This window comes from Streptomyces beigongshangae, assembly GCF_019710745.1.
Classification (GTDB): domain Bacteria; phylum Actinomycetota; class Actinomycetes; order Streptomycetales; family Streptomycetaceae; genus Streptomyces; species Streptomyces beigongshangae.
The window spans coordinates 102,666-128,636 of record NZ_JAHKJW010000012.1; the positions used below are offsets into that span (position 1 = coordinate 102,666).

At 71.5% G+C, this 25,971-nt stretch carries 3 protein-coding genes; all 3 read left to right on the forward strand.

The features are described 5' to 3' along the window. The first annotated feature begins 209 nt into the window (after positions 1 to 209). From KM933_RS11985 to KM933_RS11995, 3 genes are read left to right on the forward strand one after another with little or no spacing between them, the layout of a single operon-like run. Positions 210 to 6,320, forward strand: coding sequence for a non-ribosomal peptide synthetase (locus tag KM933_RS11985; RefSeq protein ID WP_221351115.1), 6,111 nt, complete (start codon positions 210 to 212; stop codon positions 6,318 to 6,320). Next, complete coding sequence (locus tag KM933_RS11990) at positions 6,317 to 24,772, forward strand: non-ribosomal peptide synthetase (RefSeq protein ID WP_221351118.1); 18,456 nt, start codon at positions 6,317 to 6,319, stop codon at positions 24,770 to 24,772. The genes KM933_RS11985 and KM933_RS11990 overlap by 4 nt, the downstream gene beginning before the upstream one ends. Then, the gene (locus KM933_RS11995; protein WP_221351120.1) at positions 24,769 to 25,968 is read left to right on the forward strand and encodes a cytochrome P450; all 1,200 of its coding nucleotides are present in this window, start codon (positions 24,769 to 24,771) and stop codon (positions 25,966 to 25,968) included. The genes KM933_RS11990 and KM933_RS11995 overlap by 4 nt, the downstream gene beginning before the upstream one ends. Positions 25,969 to 25,971: the final 3 nt, after the last annotated feature.

Genomic DNA, 25,971 nt, shown 5'->3' on the forward strand with positions numbered 1-25,971 from the left:
GCTTTCCGCGGTCATCCGCCGACTATTGGAAGGCTGTTGGCGTCCATTCCTTGACAGCCTGACCGATCGTTTTCATATGCTGGGAAAACCAGGTTAGGTGGTCAATTTGCGCGGGTTTCGAAGCGATTACTCCGCCAGGGCGCACAAGTGGGAATCCGCGCAGATCGCCGCACTGCATCGTTGAGGGAGGAACCGTGGGGGGAGGGGCCGTGGGACGAGCGGGCACCGGTGCCGACGGTGGCGCACGATCTTTTCCGGAGCTGTTCGACCACTGGGTGACGGCGGTGCCCGATGCGGTGGCCGTGGAGTCCGGCACCGAGTCGTTGACCTACCGGGAGCTGCACGAACGGGCTGAACGGGTGGCGAGTGGGCTGCTCGCGTCCGGTGTGCGGGCCGAGTCCGTTGTCGCGGTCGCCTCGCGCAGGTCGGTGGACTGGGTGGTCGCGGTGCTCGGGGTGTTGCGTGCGGGTGCGGCGTACCTCCCGCTGGACACCTCGCACCCGGTCGGACGTCTCGTGTACATGATCAACGGATCCGGCTGCACCCTGGTACTGGTGGACAGGTCCGCCCTCACGGACCTGCCCGGGGTGACGGCGCGGGTTCTCGGTCTCGACGAGCTCGACGGGGACGTCCCGGTGCCGGGGTTCCCGCGGCCCGCGCAGAGTGCCTACGTCATCTACACGTCGGGTTCCACCGGTCGGCCGAAAGGCGTGGTGGTCACCCACGGCGGACTCGCGGGGTTGGCCGCCACGCACTCCGGCCGGCTCGGCGTCACCCGGGGCAGCCGGATACTCCAGTTCGCCTCCCCGGGGTTCGACGCCTCGGTGTGGGAGCTGTGCATGGCCTTCTTCTCCGGCGGGACGCTGGTGCTGGCGGATGACGCGGCTCTCGCCCCGGGTGGCCCGCTCGCCGAGACTCTGACGAACCGTCAGATCACCCATGTGACGCTGCCGCCACCCGTGCTGGCCACGCTCCCGCCCGGAGCGATGCCCGCCGTCGAGTACCTGGTGGTCGCCGGGGACGCGACCACGCCGAATCTCGTCGAGGCATGGGCGGACGGCCGGAAGATGATCAACGCGTACGGCCCCACCGAGACCACGGTGTGTGCCACCATGAGCGATCCGCTGGTCGCCGACGGCCGGACACCGACCATCGGACGGGCTGTCACGGGTGCGCGGGTGTACGTGCTGGACGCCGCGCTGCGTCCGGCCCCGCCCGGCGTCGTGGGCGAGCTGTACGTGTCCGGTCCCCTGCTGGCCCGCGGCTACTCGGGCAACCCGGGGGAGACCGGGGCCCGGTTCGTCCCGGACGTGTCGGGTCCGCCCGGCGGCCGGATGTACCGCACCGGGGACCTGGCGACATGGTCGGCGGAAGGCACCCTCGTCTTCCGCGGCCGGGCCGACACCCAGGTCAAGATCCACGGTGTACGCATCGAGACCCATGAGGTGGCGGCCGTTCTCGCCGGACATCCCGGTGTCGCGGACGCGGTGGTCGTGGTCCGTGAGACACGGTCGAGCAAGCAGCTCGTCGCCTACGTCGTGCCGCGGGAACGGGCGGAGCGGTCGGCCGGCGTGCCGAGGGACTCCTACGGAAGCCTGGCACTCGAACCGGTTCTCTCCGTCGGTGACCTGCGCGCGTTCGCCGCGCGGCTCCTGCCCGCGCCGATGGTTCCGGCGGCGTTCGTGCAACTGGACCGGATTCCCCTCACCCCCAACGGAAAGCCCGATCTCCCGGCGCTGCCGGAGCCCCGGCAGCGGCAGACGGCGTACCGGGCGCCACGCGACGAGACGGAAGCGGCACTCGCGCAGCAGTTCGCCGAGGTGCTCGGGCTCGAGCAGGTGGGCGTCGACGACGATTTCTTCGCCGTCGGAGGCGACAGCATCCAGTCCATCCAGGTGGTCTCACGTGTGCGCGGGAGCGGTGTGCAGATCAGTGCCCGGGACGTTTTCGAGCGGCGGACGGTGGCCGCCCTGGCCGAACTCGTGGCAACGCGGTCAGTGGTGGGGCCGACCACTGCGCTCGCCGAACTCGACGGCCGCGGCACCGGGACGATGCCGCTGCTGCCGGTCGCGCGGTGGATCCGGGGCTGGGGCCCGGGATTCGGCCGCTTCCTGCAGGCGATGGTGCTGTCCCTGCCCGAAAGGATCGACGAGGCGGCCCTGACCGCGACCCTGCAGACCGTGCTGGACCACCACGACATGCTGCGGGCACGTCTGGTCGGGGACGAGATCGAGGTGGCGCCCACCGGTACGGTTCCGCCCGCTGTGGACCGGGTCGACGGTGTCGACGCGTCCGGACCCGCCTGGCACCAGGCACTGGCGCGGGAGCTGGACAGGGCCGCCGCCGCCCTGGATCCGTCCTCGGGGGCCGTCGCCCGCTTCGTCTGGTTCGACGGCCGGCCGGGCAGGTTGCTCGTGGTTCTGCACCATCTTGTCGTCGACGGGGTGTCCTGGCGCATCCTGCAGTCCGATCTGGCCGACGCGTGGGCCGCCGTCCACGAAGGGCGGGAACCGCGGTTGCCCGAGGTGCGCACCTCGATGCGCAGATGGGCGCATGCGCTGGCCGACGAGGGACGTAACCCGCGGCGGCTGGCCGAACTGCCGATGTGGCGGTCGATCCTGGACGGGCCGGACCCGCTGCTCGGCGCGCGCCGGCTGGACCCGTCGGCCGATGTGGTCGGCGCCCTGGTCGAAGTGTCCGTGACCGTGCCGGTCCCGGTCACCGAGGCGCTGCTGACCACCGTGCCGTCGGTGTTCCGCGGCGAGGTGATGGACGGGCTGCTGGCCGCGCTGGCACTGGCGCTGGTCGCGCGGCGCCAGGCCCGGGGGGAGACCGAGTCGTCCGTGCTGGTCCGGCTGGAGGGGCACGGCCGGGAGGAGAGCGTGGTACCGGGAGCCGACCTGTCGCGGACGTTGGGGTGGTTCACCACCGTGTACCCGATCCGCCTCGATCTCGCCGGTGTCGACGTCGCCGGCGCGCTGACCGGCGGCCCGGCTGCGGGCCGGGCCGTCATGCTGGCCAAACAGCGCCTGCGGACAGTGCCTGACAGAGGCATCGGGTTCGGACTGCTGCGGCACCTGAACGACGGCACCGCGGCGGTGCTCGAGGAGTGTTCGACGGCGCAGGTGGGCTTCAACTACCTCGGCCGTTTCGCCCTGGCGGACGCCGGGGCCTGGAGCCGGGTCGACGTGCCCCTGCTCCGTCAGCTGGACGCCGGCCAGGATCCGAAGATGCCCGCGCCGGCCGAACTGGACATCAACGCGAGCGTCATGGAGACGGACCAGGGGCCGCGGTTGCAGGCGGTGTTCACCGCGCCGCCGGGCGTCCTGGCCCGCCATGAGGTGCAGGAGCTCGCGGACCTGTGGCGTACCGCGCTGGACGGACTGGCCCGTCACGCGCTCACCCCCGGTGCCAGCGGGCTGGTGCCTTCTGACGTGGGCCTGGTGCCGGTCACGCAGGCCGATCTGGACGGGTGGGTGCAGCAGCACCCGAACCTGGTCGACGTCTGGCCGCTGACGCCTCTCCAGTCGGGCCTGCTGTTCCACAGCATGGAGGCCGGCTCGGGCTTCGACGCGTACCAGGTGCAGTACGTCCTCGGGCTGTCGGGACCGATCGATCCGGCGCGCATGCGCGCGGCCGGGCAGCGACTGCTGGCGCGGCACGCGGGGCTGCGGTCGGTGTTCGCGCCCGACAGCCGAGGAGAGACGGTTCAGCTCATCCTCTCCGACGCCGATCTGCCGTGGCGCGTGGTCGACCACGGAGGCATGGAGGAGGGCACGCGCGTGGCCGCGTTCGAGCGGCTGCTCGCCGACGACCTCCGGGAGCACTTCGACCCCGTGGTGCCGCCGATGCTGCGAATGACGCTCGTCCGCAGCGGGCCCGATGCGGCGGACCTGGTGCTGACCGCGCACCACGCGGTCGTCGACGGCTGGTCGATCCCGCTGATCGTGCGGGAACTGCTGCTGCACCTCGGTTCCGACTCCGCGAAACTGCCGGAGGAACGCAGCCAACGGGACTTCCTAGAGTGGCGTGCCGGGCAGGACCCGAACGAATCCGCGGCCGCATGGGCGCGTGAGCTGGACGGGGTCGACGGGCCGACGCTGATCGGCGGCGGACACCGTGCCGACGGCGGTGAGGGAACGGGGCAGGTGGACGCCCCGCTCTCGGCGGCGGAGTCCGAAGCGGTCGCCGCGTGTGCCGCGCGGCTGGGGGTGACGGTGAACACCCTCGTCCAGACCGCGTGGGCGCTGCTGCTGTCGAGGATGACCGGTCGGCGGGACGTCGTCTTCGGAGCCGTCGTCTCCGGACGCCCGCCCGCGGTGCCGGGCGTGGACGCGATCGTGGGCATGCTGCTCAACACGGTGCCGGTCCGCCTGGACTGCGATCCCGCCCGTACGCTCGCCGAACTGGTCGTCGACCTGCAGCGCAGGCAGGCCACGCTGCTCGACCACCACCACCATGGACTCAGTGAGCTGCATCAGGCGTCCGGCATCACAGCGTTGTTCGACACGGTGGTCGGCTTCCAGTCGTTCCCACTCGACCGGACCGGCATCGCCGCCGCGGGCCGGGCGGCCGGACTGCGGGTGCTGGGGATCCGCTCCTTCACGGTGAGCCACTATCCGTTGGCCCTCATGGTGTTCGCCGAATCCGACAGTCCGCTGCGGCCCTGCGTGCAGTACCGGCGGGACGTGTTCGACCGGACGGCCGCAACCGACATCGCGGCCAGGTTCTCCCGGATCCTGCGCCAGCTCGCGGAGGATCCGGCGATGCGCGCCGGTGCCGTGGACGTCCTCTCGGCGACCGAGCGGGGCAACCCGGTCGCGGAGGAGTCCGTGCCCGTCCGGACGACGATCCCCGCGCTGCTCGCCGCGCGGGCGGCGCGTACCCCCGACGCTCTCGCGGCGTGGTGCGACGAGGACTCGCTGACCTACCGGGAGCTCGACCGCAGGGCCACCGCGGTGGCGCTGGCATTGACCGGCCGCGGTGTCGCACCGCGGACCACGGTGTCGATTCGCATACCGCCCTCGCTGGATCTCGTGATCGCGCTGTTCGCGGTGATGCGCGCGGGCGGTTGCCTGGTGGCGGCGGAGGACGACGCGGACCTGGTGCTCACCCACCTGCCCGTGCCGGCGGCCGGAGCCGGCGCGCCGGAGCCGGTGCACCCGGGCCGGATCGCTGCGCTGCTGCCGGTCTGGGGACATCCGGACCGCCGGACCGTCGAGGTCAGCCACGCCGTGCTCGCCGCGCGCGTCGAACACGGTTCGCCGAACACCGGCCCGATCACCGGTGTCGCGGGTGACTTCGGTCTGTGGCTGACCGACGTGCTCGGCGCGGTGTGCGTCGGAGACGGATCGGAGATCGCCGCCGGTCCCGGCGCGCGGGACGACCTGACGAAGGGGGCGGCCGTGTACGCCACGAGCGAGGGCGGTCACACGCACGGTGCCTCGTTGTATCCCGATGAGCAGGTGACCGACGAGCTCCGGTTCGGTCCACCGCCCCCGGGCGTACGGCTCTACGTGCTGGACAACGCCCTCCGCCCCGCGCCACCGGGGGCCGTCGGCGAGCTGTACGTCTCCGGACCGACACTCGGGCTGGGTTATCACGGCCGGTCCGCGACGACCGCGGCCTGGTTCGTCCCGGATCCGTTCCGCCCGAACGGATCCCGTATGTTCCGCACCGGTGAGCCGGTGCGTCGCGGGCGGAACGGCGTTCTGGAGCACCTCGGCCGTACCGACGGACAGGTGACGGTGGACGGTGTGCGGATCAGCCTGCCGGCGGTCGAGGCGTCGCTGGCCGGGCACCCGGAGGTGGTGGAGGCCACCGTGGTGGCGGGGACCGGGCCCGGCGGCCCGAACCTGACGGCATATGTGGTGGGTACGGGTGTGGACACCGGTGAACTGACCGGATTCGCAGCCGGCCGGTTGCCCCGCTGCATGATTCCGGACGAGATCGTCCTCCTGACGTACATCCCCCGCCTGCCGAACGGCAGGGTCGACGTGTCCGCGCTGTCCTCGGCGCAACGGGCGGAGCGCGTCCACCGGGCGCCGCGCGACCGGCACGAGGCGGCGCTGTGCGCGTTGTTCGCGGAGGTGCTGGAGGTCGAGGACATCGGCCTCGACGACAATTTCTTCGAACTGGGCGGGACCTCTCTGACGGCGACGCGGCTCAGCAGTCGTATCCGCAAGGAACTGGGCGTCACCATCTCGATCCGGACCATCTTCCAGTCCTCCGCCATCGTCGACCTGGCGCGTGCGGTCAGGGAAGCCGGCGAGTCCACCAGGCCAGGTCTGCGCCGGATGAACAGGAGTGGCCAGTCGTGATCCCCTTGTCTTTCGCACAGCGGCGGTTGTGGTTCGTCGACAGGTTCGAAGGGCCGTCGGCGACCTACAACGTCCCGTTCCGGCTCACCTTGGAGGGCCGTCTCGACGCTCCGGCACTGCGTGCCGCCGTGCACGACGTCGTCGCCAGGCACGAGAGCCTGCGCACCCTGATGGTGACGGACGGCGAGGGCGTGCCGTGCCAGGAGGTGCTCTCCGTCGACCAGGCGGTCGTAGACATGACCGTGATCGACGTGGCCGAACCGGATCTGGAGGCGGCGGTCGTGTCGGCTGCCGGGCAGGAACTGGACATCGCGGTGGACCTGCCGCTGCGGGCCACGCTGCTTCGCGTCCGCCCGGAGCTGCACGTACTGGTGCTGGTGATCCACCACATCGCCAGTGACGGCGAGTCGATGGCGCCGCTGGCCCGTGACCTGGCCGCCGCCTACACCGCACGGGTCCGGGACGAGGCGCCGGACTGGCCGGAACTCCCCGTCCAGTACGTCGACTACACCCTGTGGCAACGGGAGATGCTGGGCGACGAGACGGACCCGGAGAGCCTGCTGTCGAAACAGGCCGAGTACTGGCGCCAGGAGCTGGCCGGTATTCCTCAGCCGACCAGGCTCCCGCTCGACCGGCCGAGGCCGCCGGCTCCCAGCCACCGCGGCGACGTGGCCGGCGGTTCGCTGAGCCGTTCCGAACTGGCGGCGATCGAGGCACTGGCGCGGGCGCACGGAGTGACCGTGCCGATGGTGATGCAGGCGGGCCTGCTGGCCCTGCTCCAGCACCTCGGAGCGGGCACCGACATCGCCATCGGCTCGACGATCGCAGGGCGTACCGACGACCAGCTCGCCGACCTGGTCGGGTTCTTCGTCAACACGTGGGTGCTGCGTGCCGACCTGTCCGGCGGCCCGTCGTTCGGTCAGCTGCTGGAGCTGGTCAAGGACAAGGCGCTCAGCGCGTACGACAACCAGGACGCCCCCTTCGAGCGCCTGGTCGAGCTGGTGAACCCGGAGCGGTCCACCGCGTACCACCCGCTGTTCCAGGTGATGTTCACCTGGGAGGACGACTTCACCATCGATATCGAGCTGCCGGACCTGTCCGCGCGGCTGGAGGTGCTCGACACCCGTACGGCCAAGTTCGACCTGGAGTTCAACCTCTTCCCCGACCCGGAGACCGGGGGCCTGCGCTGCTACCTGGAGTACGCCACCGACCTGTTCGACCGCGGGACCGCGGCGGGTGTCGTGGCGCGGTACCTGGACCTGGTACGGCACCTGGCCGAGGTACCGGACCTGCCGGTGTCCCGCGCGGACACCCTGACCGCTGCCGAGCGCGACCTGCTGCTCGCGCAGTTCGCGGGCACCACGTCCGCCGTCCCCGCGCTCTCCGTCCCCGGCCTCGTCGACGTGCGGGCCGACGCCGACCCCCACGCGGTGGCCGTGATCAGCGAGGGCGTCCCGCTCACCTACGGCGAGCTGCGCACACGCGCCAACCGGGTGGCGAACGCACTGACCGGCCGGGGTGTCGGTCCCGAGGACCTGGTGGGCATCGCACTGCCGCGGACGGCCGCCCTGGTGGTCGGCATGCTCGGCATCCTCAAGTCCGGTGCCGCCTATGTGCCCATCGACCCGCAGTACCCGGGCAGACGGCTGGGCGCGATACTCGCCGACGCGCGGCCGAAGCTGGTCCTCACCGACAGCGCGAGCTCGTCGGCGCTGCCCGCCGCGGACGTGCCGCTGATGCTGCTCGACCAGGACGTCGACGCGGCGGACGACGGTCCGGTCGACAGGGCCGCCCCGGACAACGCCGCGTACGTCATGTTCACGTCGGGCTCGACCGGCACGCCCAAGGGCGTCGTGATCACGCACGCCGGGGTGGTCAACGGCGTCCGCGCACTCGCGGACGTCATCGGTGTGCGCACGGGCTCGCGCGTACTCGCCGCGACGTCGGTCAACTTCGACGTGTCGGTGTTCGAGATCATCACCCCTCTCTCCGTCGGCGGCTGTGTCGAGATCGTGCGCGACGGACTCGTCATCGGGGAGCGCGGCGGCTGGTCCGGCGACGTCGTCAGCACCGTGCCGTCAGTCCTCGCGGAGGTCCTCGACCAGGTGGCCGGGGACATCGGCGCCCCGACCGTCGTCCTGGCCGGCGAGGCGCTGCCGACCTCGCTGGTGCGCCGGATCCACGCTGCGGCGCCCGAGGCGCGGGTGGTCAACGCGTACGGGCAGACCGAGAGCTTCTACGCCACGACCTTCACGGCGACCGGTGACGGCGGGGAGGACGGGGAGCGCCCTGCCGCCCCGATCGGAACGCCGCTGGACAACATGCGGTGCTACGTCCTCGGCCCGGGCCTGCGGCCGGTACCGCCCGGCGTGGTCGGTGAGCTCTACGTCGCGGGTCTCATCGGCCGCGGCTATCACGGCCGCGGCGGACTGACCGCCTCCCGGTTCGTGGCCGATCCGTTCGGCCCGCCCGGTGCGCGGATGTACCGCACCGGCGACCTCGTCCGGGTCGGCCAGGACGGGGTCCACGAGTACGTCGGCCGCGACGACACCCAGATCAAGATCCGCGGCGTGCGCATCGAGACGGGCGAGGTGGAGGCCGCGCTCACCACACATCCCGGCGTCGCGCAGGCCGTGGTCACCGCCCACGAGGGCGGGTCGGGCAAGCACCTCGTCGGATACGTCGTCCCGGTCGCCGCCGGAGACCAGGGGTTCGGCGACGTGGACAGCCTCGGTGACCTGAACGTGGATCTGACGGCCGCGCTCTCCGCCCGGGACCTGCGCCGGTTCGCCGCAGAACGGCTGCCCGAGTACATGGTCCCCTCGGTCTTCGTCCTGTTGAACCGTCTCCCCCTGGCCCCGAACGGCAAGCTCGACCGGGCGGCGTTACCGGAACCCGAGTTCGGCGCGGGGGAGTACCGCGCGGCGCGCACGCCCGACGAGGAGATCCTCACCCGCCTCTACGCCGAGGTGCTCGGAATCGAGCGGGTCGGCGTCGACGACGACTTCTTCGCCCTCGGCGGGGACAGCATCCGCTCGATCCAGATCGTGTCCCGCGCCAAGGCGGCCGGTCTGGAGATCACGCCGAGGGACGTCTTCGAGTGCCGGACGGCGGCGGAACTCGCGGCCAGGGCGGCGGGAGTGGTGGCCGGAGGCAGGACGGTGCTGGCCGAGCTGGAGGGCGGCGGAACCGGTTGGCTGCCGCTTCCGCCGGTGGCGAGGCACGTGCTTCACCTCGGCGGCGACGTGAACCGTTTCGCCATGTCCATGGTTGTCGAGCTGCCGGCGGGTATCCACCGGGACGGATTGCTGGCCACGCTCACCGCCGTCACCGACCACCACGACGCACTGCGGTCGCGGCTGGTGCCGGACGGCCTCGTGGTCGCCGCTCCGGGCGAGGTGGACGTGGCTCCCCTGGTCAGCAGGGTCGAATGGGACGCTCCCTGGGACCAGGACTGGCACGACCGCGCGGTGGCCGAACTGGACGCCGCCACCGGACGACTTGCCCCGGCGGACGGATGCGTGGCCCAGTTCGTCTGGTTCGCCCCGCCGCAGGGGACGGGACGGTTGCTCATCGTGCTGCACCACCTGGTCGTCGACGGGGTGTCCTGGCGCGTCCTGCTGCCGGATCTGGCCGTCGCCTGGAAGCAGGTGCGCGACGGCGACACGGTCACGCTGCCGCCCGTCGCCACCTCGATGCGCAGATGGGCACACGCGCTGGTGACGGAGGCCAACTCGCCGCGGCGGACCGCCGAACTGCCGAAGTGGCGCGCGATCCTCGGGTCGGGGGACGCCACCCTCGGCGCCCGCCCGCTGGACCCGGCGATCGACGTGATGTCGACGGTCGGCCACGTGTGGCGGCAGGTGCCCGCCCCGGTCACCGAGCACCTGCTGACCACACTGCCCACCGCCTACCACGGCGACGTCCAGGACGGCCTGCTCACCGCCCTGGCGATGGCGATGGCGCAATGGCGTCGCGGCCGAGGCGACTCGGCGGACCTCTCGTTGCTGGTGAACGTCGAGGGCCACGGCCGCGAGGAGCAGATCGTCCCGGGCACCGACCTGTCCCGCACGGTCGGCTGGTTCACCGTGATGCACCCGGCGCGGCTCGACCTCGGCCAGATCGACATCAGCGGAGCGTTCGCCGGTACCCGGCAGGCGGGAGAAGCGGTCCGGGCGGTGAAGGAGCAACTGCGTGCAGTGCCGGACCGGGGCATCGGATACGGACTGCTGCGGTACCTGAACCCGGACACCGAGCCGGTCCTGCGGCGCTACCCGTCGCCCCAGGTCGGATTCAACTACCTGGGGCGCTACTCCGCCACCGATATGCCCCGGCACCTGCACGACCTCGGCTGGTTGCAGGCCGACGGCACCACGGACCTCGTTGCGGAGCCCGATCCCGCCATGCCCGCGCTCTCGGTGCTCGACGTGCACGCGCTGGTCACCGACACCGCGGAAGGCCCGGCGCTGCTGGCGCGCTTCGACTACGCGTCCCACATCCTGACCGGCGACGACGTCGACGAGCTGGCCGGGATGTGGGAGCAGGCCCTGCGCGGCCTCGCGCGGCACGCGACCGAGCCCGGCGCCGGTGGGCTGACGCCGTCGGACCTGTCACTGGTGTCCGCGAGCCAGCACGAGATCACCGCCTGGGAGCAGGGCTACCCGGGACTGCGCGATGTCTGGCCGCTGACACCGATGCAGTCCGGCCTGCTGTTCCACGCTCAGCTCGCGGACGACGGCTTCGACGCCTACCGGATGCGGCTGGTGTTCCACCTGGAGGGCCCCGTCGACCCGGCCCGGACGCGTCGTGCCGGGCAGGCGCTGCTCGACCGTTACCCCAACCTGCGGGTCGCGTTCGCCCGCGACGCGGCAGGAGACCGGGTGCAGGTCGTGCAGGACCGGGTCGACCTGCCGTGGCGCCATGTCGACCTCGGCGCACTCGCCGAAGCCGAACGCGGGGCGGTCCTCGACGCGCTGCTCGACGACGAGCACGCCACGCACTTCGACCTCGCGGCGGCCCCGCTGCTGCGGCTCACCCTGGTCACCATCGGACCGGACCGGTCCGAACTGGTGCTCACCGCCCACCACGTGCTGTTCGACGGCTGGTCCGTGCCGCTGCTGATGCAGGACCTGCTCCACCTCTACGCGTCCGACGGGGACGATTCGGGACTGCCCAGGGTGCGCGGCTACCGCGACTTCCTGCACTGGCTCGGCACACAGGACCACGAGGCCGGGGCGGCGGCCTGGGCACGGGAACTGGCCGGCATCGAGGAACCGACCCTGCTCGTCACCCGGCGGCCCGACGAGCCCGCCACCTCCGGTATCGGTCAGGTGGACGTCCCGCTCGGCGCGGACAGGGCGCAGGCTCTGGAGCGCCTGGCGAGCGAGCTCGGACTGACGATGAACACCGTGGTACAGGGCGCCTGGGCCCTGGTGCTCGGCTACCTGACCGGGCGCACCGAGGTGGTCTTCGGCGCCGCCGTGTCCGGCCGGACACCCGAGGTGGCCGGCATGGACTCGATGATCGGACTGTTCATCAACACGCTGCCGGTGCGGGTCGACTGCCGGCCGGCGCAGACCCTTCGCGGCCTGCTGACCGAGCTGCAGCGCCGCCAGGGCGCGCTGCTGGCGCACCAGCACCACGGGCTGCTCGACCTCCACCGGGCGACCGGGCTGAACGTGCTGTTCGACACCCTGGTCGGCTACGAGTCGTACCCGATCGACTCGGTCGCGCTCGCGGAGGCCAACGACGCCGCGGGCTTCCGGGTCACCGGTGTCAGTCCGCTCAGCGGCGCCCACTACCCGCTCGTGGTGATGGCGTTCGGTGACCCGAGGCTGCGTGTCGGCCTGCAGTACCAGCACGAGGTGTTCGACCGCCGGACCGTGGAGACCTTCGCGGCCCTCGTGGCACGGGTGCTGGAGCAGCTCGTCGCCGACCCGGACACCCGGGTGGCCCAGGTCGACCTCTCCGGGCCGGCGGAGCACGGCAGGGCCCCCGGCACGGCCGGCGCCGCCGCGGGACAGTCGATCCCGCAGCGGTTCACCGCGCAGGCCACGGCCACCCCGGACGCCGCAGCCGTCGTCTTCGGTGACACCGTGCTGAGCTACGCGGAACTGGACGCCCGGGCCGACCGGCTCGCAGCGGTGCTCGCCGCGCAGGGCGTGACTCGCGAGACGGTGGTCGGGGTCGCCCTGCCGCGGTCCGCCGACCTCGTCGTGACCCTGCTGGCCGTGCTCAAGGCGGGCGGCGCCTACCTGCCGGTGGACCCCGCCTACCCGGCCGACCGCGTGGACCTGATGCTGCGCGACGCCCGGCCCGGACTCGCGGTGACGGTGGCGGAGTTCGCCGGGCTGCTCGGGCGGAACTGCCCCACTCTGCTGCTCGACGAACCCGCCGCGGCGCGGCGGATCGCGTCGGCTGCTCCGCTTCCCCCGCAGGAGCACCACGCGGACCAGCAGGCGTACGTGATGTACACGTCCGGGTCGAGCGGTGTCCCCAAGGGTGTCGCCGTGCCGCACCGGGCGGTCGTCGGCCTGGCCGAGGACCGGCACTACCACGGCGGCGCCCACGAACGGGTGCTGGCGCACTCGACGCAGGCGTTCGACGCCTCGACCTACGAACTGTGGGTCCCGCTGCTGGGCGGCGGGCGGGTCGTGATGGCGCCCCCCGGACGGCTGGACACCGCGACGCTGTCGGCGCTGGTGGCCGAGCACGAGGTCACCGCGCTGTGGCTGACCGCCGGACTGTTCAGCGTCGTCGCGGAGGAACACCCGGCCTGTCTGGCGGGCGTCCGCGAGGTCTGGACGGGTGGTGACGTGGTGCGGCCCGCCGCGGTCGAGCGGGTCATGCGGGCCTGCCCCGGACTGACCGTCGTGGACGGCTACGGCCCCACCGAGACGACGACGTTCGCCACCTGCCACCCGATGCCGTCGCTGGACGACGTGTGCGACCCGGTGCCCATCGGCAGGCCGATGGACGGTATGCGCGCCCATGTACTGGACGCCGCGCTGCGACCGGTGCTGCCGGGCGTGCCCGGTGAGCTGTACATCGGCGGCACCGGGACGGCCCGCGGGTACGCACACCGCCCCGGCCTGACCGCCGAACGGTTCGTGGCCTGCCCGTTCGGGTCCCCCGGAGAGCGGATGTACCGGACCGGCGACATCGTGACCCGGGGCCTCGACGGAGAACTGGTGTTCCGGGGCCGAGGGGACGCGCAGGTCAAGATCCGGGGATTCCGGATCGAGCCCGGCGAGGTCGAGGCGGCGATGCTCGCCCACGACGAGGTCGCCCAGGCCGTCGTGGTGTGGAGCGGGGACGCGGGCGGCGACCGTCGCCTGGTCGGCTACCTGGTTCCCGGCGAGAGCGTCGCCGACCCGGCCGGTGCCGTCGAACAGGTCGGCGAGTGGCAGCAGCTCTACGACGACCTCTACGCGGACGCGGACGTGGCCTGGGGCGAGGACTTCAACGGGTGGAACTCCAGCTACGACGGGGCGCCCATCCCGTTGCCGCAGATGAGGGAGTGGCGGACGGCCGCGGTGGATCAGATCCTGGCCTGGTCGCCGCGCCGGGTGCTGGAGATCGGTGTCGGCTCCGGTCTGCTGATGTCCCGGCTGCTGACGGAGGTCGACGAGTTCTGGGGCACCGACCTCTCGGCGCCGGTCATCGACCGGCTGACCGAGCAGGTCCGGAGCCTGGGCTTCGCCGACCGGGTGCGGCTGCGTACGGCAGCCGCCGACCGGCTCGGCGAGCTGCCGGTCCAGCACTTCGACACGATCGTGGTGAACTCGGTCGTCCAGTACTTCCCGGATGCCGGCTACCTCGATGCCGTCCTCGCCCACGCGGTGGACCTGCTCGCCCCCGGCGGGCGGATCGTCGTAGGAGACGTCCGGTCGGCGGCGTCCCTGTCGCTCTTCCACGCCGGGGTACGCCACGCCCAGCACCCCCAGGAGCCGCTCACCGCCCGTCGCGCGGCCGTCGCGCGCGCCATGCTGCTGGACGAGGAGCTGGTGCTGGACCCGGAGTGGTTCCACGCGTGGGCCGCCCGGCACGGTGCGGTCGCGGACATCCGGCTCAAGCGCGGCGCGGCGCACAACGAGCTGACCAGGTACCGCTACGAGGTCACCCTGCACAAGGCCGCTGGCGACGTGATCGACCTCGGCACGGCGCCGATGCTGCGGTGGGGCCACCAGGTGGACCGGATGGACGAGCTCGCCCGCCAGTACGACGAGGGCCTGCTGCGGGTCAGTGGCATCCCGAACGCACGGCTCACCGGTGACGCCGAGGCGTCGGGTCTGCCCGTGGGACCGGCGGTCGATCCCGAGCACCTCGTGCAGTGGGCGACCGGGCACGGCCTGGGGGTGGTACTGGCCCCGGCTGCGGCACCGGAGTGCTTCGACGCGGTCCTGGTCCCCCGGGAGACCGCCCGTGGGCGGGCCCTCGCCGGCGGGTTCGTCCCCGTCGGCCGGTCGCACCTGGCCAACAACCCGGCCAGGGCACGCCGGATCGGCGCGCTCGTGGCCGAGGTGCACGACCGCCTGCGGGCCCGGTTGCCCGAGTACATGGTGCCGACCACCCTGATCGCGGTCGGGGAGATTCCGCTGACCGCCAACGGCAAGGTCGACCGCAGGGCCCTGCCCGTGCCGGATCAGCCGGGCGAGTCGTCCGGCCGCGGTCCGCGCAACGCGCGTGAACAGCTTCTGTGCGGACTGTTCGCGGACGTGCTCGGTCTCGACCGGGTGGGCATCGACGACGACTTCTTCGCCCTGGGCGGCCACTCACTGCTGGCCACTCGGTTGATCAGCCGGATCCGTACCGCGTTCGACGTGGAGATCCCGATCTCCACGGTCTTCGACGCCACCACGGTCGCCGAACTGGCCGGCCACCTGTCGGTGGACTCCCGGGTCCGGCCCGCCCTGTGCCGGGTCACGGACCGGCCCGAGCGGGTGCCGCTGTCGTTCGCCCAGCAGCGGCTGTGGTTTATCGACCGCTTCGAGGGACCGTCGGCCACCTACAACGCGCCGTTCCCGCTGCGGCTGAGCGGTGAACTGGTGCCCGGGGCGCTGCGGTCGGCGGTGCGCGATGTGGTCGTGCGCCACGAGAGCCTGCGCACGGTCTTCGTGGAGGACGCCGACGGTGTCCCCCACCAGCGTGTGCTGCCCGCGTCGGAGGTCGTTGTCGACGTACCCGTCGTCGATGTCCTGCCCGAGGACGTCGACGACGCCATCGTGGCGGCCGCCGGTCATCGCTTCGACCTGGCCGCCCGGATACCGGTGGCGGCGCGCCTGCTGCGGTCCGCGCCGGACGAACACGTGCTCGTACTGGTGATCCACCACATCGCCACCGACGGTTCGTCCATGGCCCCGCTGACCCGTGACCTGGCCAGGGCCTACGAGGCCCGGCTCGGCGGTGCGGCACCGGACTGGGAAGATCTTCCGGTCCAGTACGTCGACTACACACTGTGGCAGCGTGAGCTGCTCGGCGACGAGTCCGACCCGGACAGTCTGATGGCGGCGCAGAGCTCCTACTGGCGCACCGAACTCGTCGGTGTCCCGCAGCCGTTGCCGTTGCCGACGGACCGCCCGCGCCCGCCCAGGGCGAGCCACCGTGGCGATGTCGTCGAGTTCGCCGTGGACGCGGACACGATGCGCAGGGTCGAGGCGTTGGCCCGGGCCAACGATGCCACTGTGGCGATGACACTGCAGGGCGTGCTGGCGGTACTGCTGTCCAGGCTCGGCGGCGGTGACGACCTCACGATCGGCTCGCCGATCGCCAACCGCACCGACGAACAGCTCACCGATCTGGTCGGCTTCTTCGTCAACACCTGGGTGCTGCGCGCCGACCTGTCCGGCAATCCCACCTTCGGCGACCTTCTGCGCCAGGTGCGGGACCGGGCGCTCGCCGCCTACGGGAACCAGGACATCCCCTTCGAGCGACTCGTGGAACTGCTCAAGCCGGAGCGGTCCACCGTCTACCAGCCGCTGTTCCAGGTGATGTTCGCCTGGCAGAACTTCACACGTGAGGACTTCACCTTCCCCGGGCTCACCGTCGGCCTCGAACACGTACGGACCGGCACGGCCAAGTTCGACCTGTTCGTCAGCATGGCCGACCTGCCGGGCCGGGGCGTCCTCGGCGCGCTGGAGTACGCGACCGACCTGTTCGACCGGAGCACCGCCCAGCGCATCGCCGACTGCTTCGTCAGGCTCCTCTCCGGCCTCGTCGCCTCCCCCGGGCAGCCGGTCGGTGCGATCGACCTGATGGGTTCCGCAGACCTGGACCGTGTACTGGCCCGCTTCAACGACACGTCCGTACCGGTCCCGGACCTGACCGTCGCGGAACTGGTGGCACGCCGGGCGGAGCTGTTCCCCGACGCGGTCGCCGTCGAGTGCGACGAGGTCGTACTGACCTACCGGGAGCTGGACGGCCTGGCGAACCGGCTCGCACCGGAGCTGGCTGGCCACGGTGTCGGTCCGGAGACCGTGGTCGGTGTCGCACTGCCGCGGTCGGCGGACCTCGTCGTCGTGCTGTTGTCGGTGTGGAAGGCGGGGGGCGCCTACCTTCCGATCGACCCCCGGTACCCGAGCGCGCGGCTGGAGCTGATCCTCGGTGAGGCCAGGCCGGCACTGGTGATCACCGACACCGCGACCGAGCACGTTCTCCCGGCGTTCGACTGCCCTCGCATCCACCTGGACCGGCCGCGTCCGGACAGCGTGGGCGTGATCGAGGCGGCGCGGCCGGCCAACACCGCGTACGTCATGTACACCTCCGGCTCCACCGGTACGCCCAAGGGGGCCGCCATCACCCAGCGGGGCGTGGTCAACGGGCTGACCCAGCTCATCGACGCCGTCGGCATCGACTCGGCCACCCGGATGCTCGCGGCCACCTCGGTGAACTTCGACGTCTCGGTGTTCGAGGTCTTCGCCACCCTGATCGCGGGCGGCACCGTCGAACTCGCCCGTGACGTACTGGTGATCGGCGAGCGCGGCGGATGGACGGGCGGAGTGGTGAGCTGCGTGCCCTCGGTGTTCGCCGAGTTGCTGGACCAGGTACCGGAGAAGATCGGCGTGAACGCAGTCGTCTTCGCGGGCGAGCCGCTGTCCGACGCCCTCGTGAACAGGGTGCGCGAGGCGATACCGGGCGTACGCGTGGTGAACACGTACGGGCAGACCGAAAGCTTCTACGCCACCGCGTTCCCGGTGCTGGGCGACGGGGTGCGCATCGGATCCCCGCTCGGCAACATGCGCGCGTACGTCCTCGGCAACGGCCTGCGACCGGTACCGGTCGGGGTTGTCGGCGAGCTCTACGTGGCCGGGGACATCGCCCGTGGCTACCACTGCCGGACGGCACTGACCGCAGGCCGGTTCGTGGCCGATCCGTTCGGGCCGCCGGGGAGCCGGATGTACCGCACCGGCGACCTCGCGCGCTGGGACGAGCACGGTGTCCTGGAGTACGTCGGCCGCGGTGACGCCCAGATGAAAATACGGGGCATCCGCATCGAACCGGGCGAGGTGGAGGCGGCACTGGCGGCCCACCCGGGCGTCGCCCAGGCCGCGGTCACCGTGCACGGTGCCGACCAGGGCCGGCCCAGGCTGATCGGTTACGTCATCCCGGAAGGAGCGCACCAGGAAGATCTGGACGCCGATGTCGACCTGGTGTCGGGTGTCTCCCGTGACGAGGTGCGCCGGTTCGTCGCCGCCCGGCTGCCGGAGTTCATGGTTCCCGCGGTGATCATGACCGTGGACCGGTTTCCGCTGCACGTCAACGGAAAACTCGACCGCGGCGCACTGCCCGAACCCGAGTTCGTCGCTGCCGAGTACCGTGGTCCGCGCTCGTCGGACGAGGAGATCCTCGTCGGGGTGTACACCGAGGTCCTCGGTCTCGGCCAGGTCGGCACCGATGACGACTTCTTCGCCGTCGGCGGGGACAGCATCCGATCGATCCAGGTGGTCGCACGGGCGGGTGCCCTCGGGGTGGAGATCACCCCGAGGGACGTCTTCGAGTGCCGTACCGTCGCCGAACTCGCGGTGGTGGCCGCCCGCCGTCGCGGCTCGGGACAGCGGCCGGTGCTCGCCGAACTGGAGGGCGGGGCCAGCGGCCCGCTCCCGCTGCCACCGGTGGCCCGGTATCTCCAGGAGCTCGGTGGCATCGGCAACAGGTTCGCGATGTCGGTCATCCTGGACCTGCCCGACGGCGTGGTGGCGGACGAACTGGTCACCGCGCTGCGCGCCGTACTGGACCGGCACGACGTACTGCGGTCCCGGCTGGTCGACGACGGCATGGTGATCGGCGAGCCGGGGTCGGTCGACCCGGTGCCGCTGCTGCGCCGGGTGCCGTGCGACTCCGCATGGGACACCGACGTCTGGCGGCTGCAGGCAGGGGAGGAACTCGACGCCGCCACCGGGCAACTCGACCCGGCTGCCGGCGCGATGGCCCGGTTCGTGTGGTTCGACCGGACGGACGGCAAGGCCCGGCTGCTGATCGTCCTGCATCACCTCGTGGTCGACGGTGTGTCCTGGCGCATCCTCGTACCGGACCTCGCCACCGCCTGGCAGACCGCACACGCGGGCCGTACCCCGGTGCTGGCCAGGGTCGGCACCTCGGTGCGGCGCTGGACGCACGCGCTGGTCGACGCGGCGGCCGAGCGGACCGGGGAGATGCCGCTGTGGCAGGAGATCCTGGACGGCCCGGACCCGTTGCTCGGCTCTCGTGCGCTGGATCCGGCGGTCGACACCATGGCCACGGTGGACAGCGTGGTGGTCGAGGTTTCGACGCAGGTCACCGAGGCGGTGCTGAACCGTGCGCCCGCCGCCTTCCACGGCGGGGTCAACGACGGACTGCTTGCCACGCTGGCGCTGGCGCTGACCAGGTGGCGGGCCGGCCGCGGAGTCGTGGAACCGTCGGCGCTCATCCGCCTGGAGGGACACGGACGGGAGGAACAGATCGTGCCCGGTGCCGACCTGTCCCGCACGGTCGGCTGGTTCACCAGCATGTTCCCGGTCCGGCTGGACCTCGCCGGTATCGATGTCACCGATGCCTTCGCGGGCGGGCCCGCGGCCGGTGCGCTGCTGAAGTCGGTCAAGGAACAACTGGTCTCCCTGCCGGACAAGGGAATCGGCTACGGCATGCTCCGCCATCTGAACCCGGAGACCGAGCGGGAGCTGAGCCGGCTGCCGATGGGACAGGTCGGGTTCAACTATCTCGGAAGGATCGCCGCCGACGCAGCGGTGTCGGACGCCGGTTGGTCGGTGGCGGGCGACGCACTGGGCCTGCTCGCCGATCTTGACGCCGACCAGCCGGCCATGGCCACGGTGGACATCAGCGCGTATGTGGTGGAGACCGCGGCCGGCCCGACGCTCGCCGCCCGGTTCGCGTTCCCCACCGGCCTGCTCTCCCGGGACGAGACGGCGGAACTGGCGGATCTGTGGACCGAGGCGCTGACCGGGCTCGCGCGTCATGTCGCCGACCCCGCGGCAGGCGGCCTCACTCCCTCGGACCTGCCGCTGGTCTCGCTCGACCAGCACACGATCGACCTGCTCGCGCGGCGCTACCCGGACCTGCGCGACGTATGGCCACTGACCCCCATGCAGTCGGGGCTGCTGTTCCACAGCATGCTCGCGCAGTCGACGTTCGACGCCTACCACATGCAGTTGGTGTTCCACCTCAGTGGATCCGTCGACGCCGAGCGGCTGCGCCGGGCAGGACAGGCACTGCTGGACCGGTATCCGAACCTGCGCGTAGCCTTCGTGCCCCATGCGGACAGCGGCTGGCTGCAACTGGTGGGCGAGGACGTCGAACTGCCCTGGACCGAAGTCGACCTGCGCTCGCTCAGCGCCGATGAGCGTCAGGAAGCGTTCGAGAGGTTCCTGGCCGAGGACCACGCCACACGCTTCGACCCCGCCCGGCCCCCTCTGCTGCGCATGTCACTGGTACGGATGGAATCCGAGCGTTCGGAACTGGTCTTCACGGCGAACCACGTGCTGTACGACGGGTGGTCGTTGCCGCTGCTGATGCGTGACCTGCTGCGACTCTACGAGTCCTCGGGCGATCCCGGTGCGTTGGAGCGGGTCCGGTCCTTCCGGGACTTCCTCGCCTGGTATGCCGGACAGGATCGCGCGGCGGCGGTTCGCCGGTGGGCCGAGGAGATGGAAGGGGTCACGGAGCCGACTCTCCTGGCCGCGGGTGACGACCACGCACAGTCCGGGCTGGGGCAGGTCGAGGTGCCGCTCGGGAGGGAACGGGCGCGGAAGCTGGCCCGGCGCGCCGCCGAGCTCGGCATCACGATGAACACCCTGGTGCAGGGCGCATGGGGGGTGCTCCTGTCGGTGCTGACCGGCCGTGACGACGTCGTCTTCGGCGCCACCGTGTCCGGGCGGCCGCCCGTGGTGGCGGGCGTCGACTCGATGGTCGGCCTCTTCATCAACACCATCCCGGTCCGGATGCGCACCACCGAAGCGGACACTCTCGCCGACGTGCTGACCACGTTGCAGCGACGGCAGACGGCCTTGATGGACCACCACCATCACGGACTGGCCGACATCCAGCGTGCCACCGGTGTCGGCACGCTGTTCGACACCCTGGTGCTGTTCGAGTCCTATCCGATCGACCGCACCGGCATCAGTGAGGCGACCGATGCCGCGGGCATCACCGTCACCGGTATCCGCCCGCTCAGCGGTACCCACTACCCGTTGGTCGTCGTGGCGTCCGCCGATCCCGTGCTGCGGGTCGGGTTGCAGTACCAGGACGCCGCGTTCGGCGACGACGTGGTCGCGGACATCGCGGCCCGGCTCGGCCGCGTGCTCGCTCAGCTGGCGGACGCGCCGGAGGAACCCGTGCGGTCGCTGGCCCTGCTGACACCGGACGAACTGGAACTGCTGCTGCGGGGGTACAACGCCACCGGGCGACCGGTACCCGAACTCACGCTGCCCGGGATGTTCGTCCGGCAGGCGGAGGCGACGCCGGACGCCGTCGCGGTCATCGCCGGTGGGTCCACACTGACCTACCGTGAACTCGACGCCCGCGCCAACCGGCTGGCGCACCATCTGATCCGTCATGGTGCCGGTCCCGAACGCCGCGTCGTCGTGATGTTGCCGCGCTCGGCAGACCTGCCGGTGGCCCTGCTCGCCGTACTCAAGTCCGGTGCCGCCTATGTCCCGGTGGACCCGGCGCACCCGGCCGCGCGCGTCGACCATGTCGTCGGCGACTGCGACCCCGCGCTGGTGATCGACGCCGACACCGTCGAGCTGGATCTCACCGGGCTTCCCACCACCGCGCCGGAGGTCGACCTGGCACCGGGCAACGCGGCGTACGTCATCTACACCTCCGGCTCCACGGGGAGGCCGAAAGGCGTGGTAGTCCCCCACAGGGCGCTGATGAACTTCCTCGGGGCGATGGCACACGAGTTCCCGCTGGGGCCGGGGGACCGGCTGCTCGCGGTCACCACCGCGGCCTTCGACATCGCCGCACTGGAGATGTACCTGCCGCTGCTCGCCGGATCAGCCGTCGTGGTGGCGCCGGCCGAATCGGTGACCGAACCAGGAGCGTTGCTGGAGATCATCGGGCAGCACGGGGTCACGACCATGCAGGCGACCCCGTCACTGTGGCAGACGCTCGTTGCACACGACCCGGAGCCGCTGCACGGCCTGCGCGTGCTCGTCGGCGGCGAGGCGCTGCCGCCCGCGCTCGCCGACGGGCTGCGCACCGTCGCCGCCGAAGTCACCAACCTGTACGGTCCGACGGAGACCACCATCTGGTCGACCAGCGCGGCGGTCGTCGACACGGCACCCTCGATCGGCACGCCCATCGCCAACACCCAGGTCTACGTGCTCGACCGGTACCTGCGACTTGTGCCGCCGGGTGTGGTCGGCGAACTGTACATAGCAGGTCTCGGTCTGGCCCGCGGCTATCTCGGCCGGCCGGGTCTGACCGCCGAGCGGTTCGTCGCCTCCCCCTTCGCCGAGGGCGACCGCGTCTATCGCACCGGGGACCTGGTCCGCCGGCGGGCGAACGGTGAACTGGAATACGTCAGCCGCGCCGACTTCCAGGTGAAGGTCCGCGGTTTCCGGATCGAACCGGGCGAGATCGAGGCCGTACTCACCGCGCACAGGGGCGTTGCACAGGCCGCTGTGGTCGCCCGGGAGGACCAGCCGGGCGACCGTCGCCTCGTCGGTTACATCGTCCCGGACGAAGCGGCCGGTGCGGCCGCCGACGCGGCCGAGCAGGTGGAGGAGTGGCGGCAGGTCTACGACCGGGCCTACACGGTCGAGGAGTCGACGCGGGCCGAGTGGGGTGAGGACTTCGCCCTCTGGACGTCCGCCTACACCGGGCAACCGATCCCGCTCACCGACATGTCGGCCTGGCGGGACGCCGCGGTCGAGCAGGTGCTGCGGTCGTCCCCGCGCCGGGTCCTGGAGATCGGTGTCGGTTCGGCGCTGCTGCTGTCGCGCATCGCGCCGCACGTCGAGGAGTTCTGGGGCACGGACATCTCGGGCGAGGTGATCGACCGCCTGCGTGCGCAGTGCGCCGACGCCGGGCTCGCCGACCGCGTGCGGCTGCTCGCCCTGGCCGCCGACGAGACCGACGGCCTGCCCACGGGTCGCTTCGACGTGGTGGTGCTGAACTCGGTGGTGCAGTACTTCCCGGACATCGGGTATCTGCGGACCGTGCTCGACAGGGTCACCGCACTGCTGAACCCGGGCGGCCGGATCGTGGTCGGTGACGTGCGCAACGCGGACTCCCTGCATGCGTTGCACACCGAGGTGGCACGGGGCCGCATGCCGGGTGCCGCCGAGTCGGCTGTGCGTGCCGCGGCCGACCGGGCCGTGCTCACCGAACGGGAACTCGTCGTCGCGCCGGACTGGTTCGACGACTGGGCCCGTGCACACGGCATGGGGGCCGACATCCGGCTCAAGCCCGGCCACCACCACAACGAGCTGACCCGGCACCGCTACGAAGTCGTGCTGCACACCGGGCGGACCCAGGACGTGGCCGACGCGCCCAGCCGGGGTTGGCGCGGGTTCGCCGACGCCGAGCGGTTCCGCCGGGACCGGACCGACGGCCCGGTGCGGATCACCGGGCTGCCGAACGCCCGCTTCGGCGGTGAGGTCGATCCGGTCGACGCGGACACGTGGGCGACCGCGCACGGCTGGGGCGCCCTGACGGTTCCCACCACGACACCGGAACACTTCGACCTGATCCTCCTCCCCGGCGGACCGGTGGGGGAGGAGCCGGTGTCCGGCACCGTCGTCGGCGGCGCCCCGGGCAGGACCCTGCACAACGACCCGGTGCGAGCCCGGCGGATCCTGCACCTCGTCGCCGAGCTGCGCGACCACGTGCGCAAGCACCTGCCCGAGTACATGGTGCCCGCCGCCGTGCTGGCCGTGGGCGAGCTGCCCCTGACGCCCAACGGGAAACTCGACCGCCGGATGCTCCCCGCCCCCGACTACGCCGCTGCCGGCAGCGGGCGCGCACCGTCCACGCCGTGGCAGGAGACCGTTGCCGGGCTGTTCGCCGAGGTACTCGGCCTGCCGGCCGTGGGGGCGGACGACGACTTCTTCGCCCTCGGCGGCCATTCACTGCTCGCGACCCGGCTGGTCGGCCGGATCCGTGCCGCCCTCGGCGTCGAGCTCCCGATCCACGCGGTCTTCCAGTCACCGACCGTCGCCGGGCTGGCCGAGCAGCTCACCTCCGGTACGCACGGCGACGGCCGCAGCGATCCCTTCGACGTCGTGCTGCCCATGCGCACCACCGGCGACCGGGAACCGCTGTGGTTCGTGCACCCCGGCATCGGTCTGTCGTGGGCCTACCTCGGCTACCTCAACCACCTGCCCGACGACCGGCCGGTCTACGCGATCCAGGCAAGGGGATTCACCGGCGACCCGATCCCCGCCTCGATCGGGGAGATGGTCGACGACTACGTGGACCAGGTCCTGCGTGTGCAGCCGGACGGGCCGTTCACCCTGATCGGACTCTCGCTCGGAGGCACTCTCGGACACGCGATGGCTGCCGAACTGCAGGCCAGGGGACACCGGGTGGACGTCCTCGCCCTGCTCGACTGCGTTCCCGCCTCGTGGTTCGCCGACAACGAGATCCTGGGCCTGGACGAGGCGCGGCACTTCTTCGGCCGCCATCTGCCGGCGCTGGCGGGACAGTCCGGCGGCGGCGGACGATCCCTCGTGGACAGTACGTCGGCGATCATGGTCGAGCACATGCGGATGCTGAAGGACTTCCAGTCCCCCGTGTTCCGAGGCGACGTGCTGTTCTGCAACGCCACCGAGGACAAGGACGAGTCCTACGCCGGACTGTGGTCGGCGCACGTCACCGGAACGGTGAGTGAACACGACATCCACTGCAAGCACATCGACATGCACCTGCCGGGCCCGGTTGCCGAGATCTGCCGGGCCATCACCGCGGTGCTGGCGACCACCCAGTCCGCTCCGACCCCGGAGGAGAACTCATGACCTTGCTCGCGGACCAGTGGGCCGGGAACACCAGACATTTCTGGATGCGTGGAGAACGGCCGAGCGAACCGGTGTGGCGGGACGAGGCCACCGACATCTGGCACGTGTACGGCTACCCCGAAGCGCTGGAGGTCCTCAGCGGCACAGAGGTCTACTCGTCGGAGACGGCCCGCCGATTCGCGCCGGAGGGCGGCGAGCAGTTCGCCGAGGGCAACCTCTTCCAGCTCGACCCGCCGGTCCACCGCGAACTGCGCAAACTGACGGCACACGCTTTCACCCCCCGGGTGGTCGCCGACCTGGAACCCCGCGTCGCCGAGATCACCCACGAGCTGATCGACCGGCTCCAGGGCCGGGACCGGTTCGACCTGGTGGCCGAACTGGCGTACCCGCTGCCGATCATCGTGATCTCCGAGCTGCTCGGCGTACCCGCCGACGACTACCCGCTGTTCAAGCAGTGGGTCGACGACATGATGGCCGCGAACGGACGGTTCGACCTGTCCGACGACCCGGAGAAGCAGGCTCAGGACGCCCGCGCCCAGCTCGAGGCATCCGAACGGATCACGGAGTACCTCCTCGAGCACGCACGCGAGCGCCGCAAGCGCGGGCGTGACGACCTGCTGACCCGGTTCGTGGAGGCCGAGGTCGACGGACAACGGCTGACCGACCACCAGATCGCCAAAATCGGCAACCTGCTGCTGGTCGCAGGGCACACGACCACGGCGATGCTGCTGGCCAACGCGGTGCTGTGCCTGGACGCCTTCCCCGACCAGCAGGCCAGGGCCAGGGCCGACCGCTCGCTGGTGCCCACCGCCTTCGAGGAGGTGCACCGGTTCATGACGCCGGTCTCGGCCGTCTACCGGGCGACCAACACGGACACCGAGCTGGCCGGCAAGCGGATCCCGGCCGAGCGGATGGTGATGGTCTGGTGCGCCGCGGCCAACCGGGACGACCGCCAGTTCACCGAACCGCACGCCTTCGATGTCACCCGCGACCCCAATCCGCACATCGGTTTCGGCCGCGGCATCCACTTCTGTCTCGGTGCTCCTCTGGCCCGGCTGGAGGGCCGCGTCGCACTGGACATCATCTTCGACCGCTATCCCCGGATCGGCCTCGATCCGCACAGGCCGCCGACGTTCATTCCCTCGCACGACCTGATCGGCGTCCAGGACCTGCACGTCACCGTCGATCCTGCCTGAGCC

Coding starts and splice junctions, on each gene's coding strand:
- KM933_RS11995 (WP_221351120.1), top strand. CDS start 24,769: ATGACCTTGCTCGCGGACCAGTGGGCCGGGAACACCAGACATTTCTGG.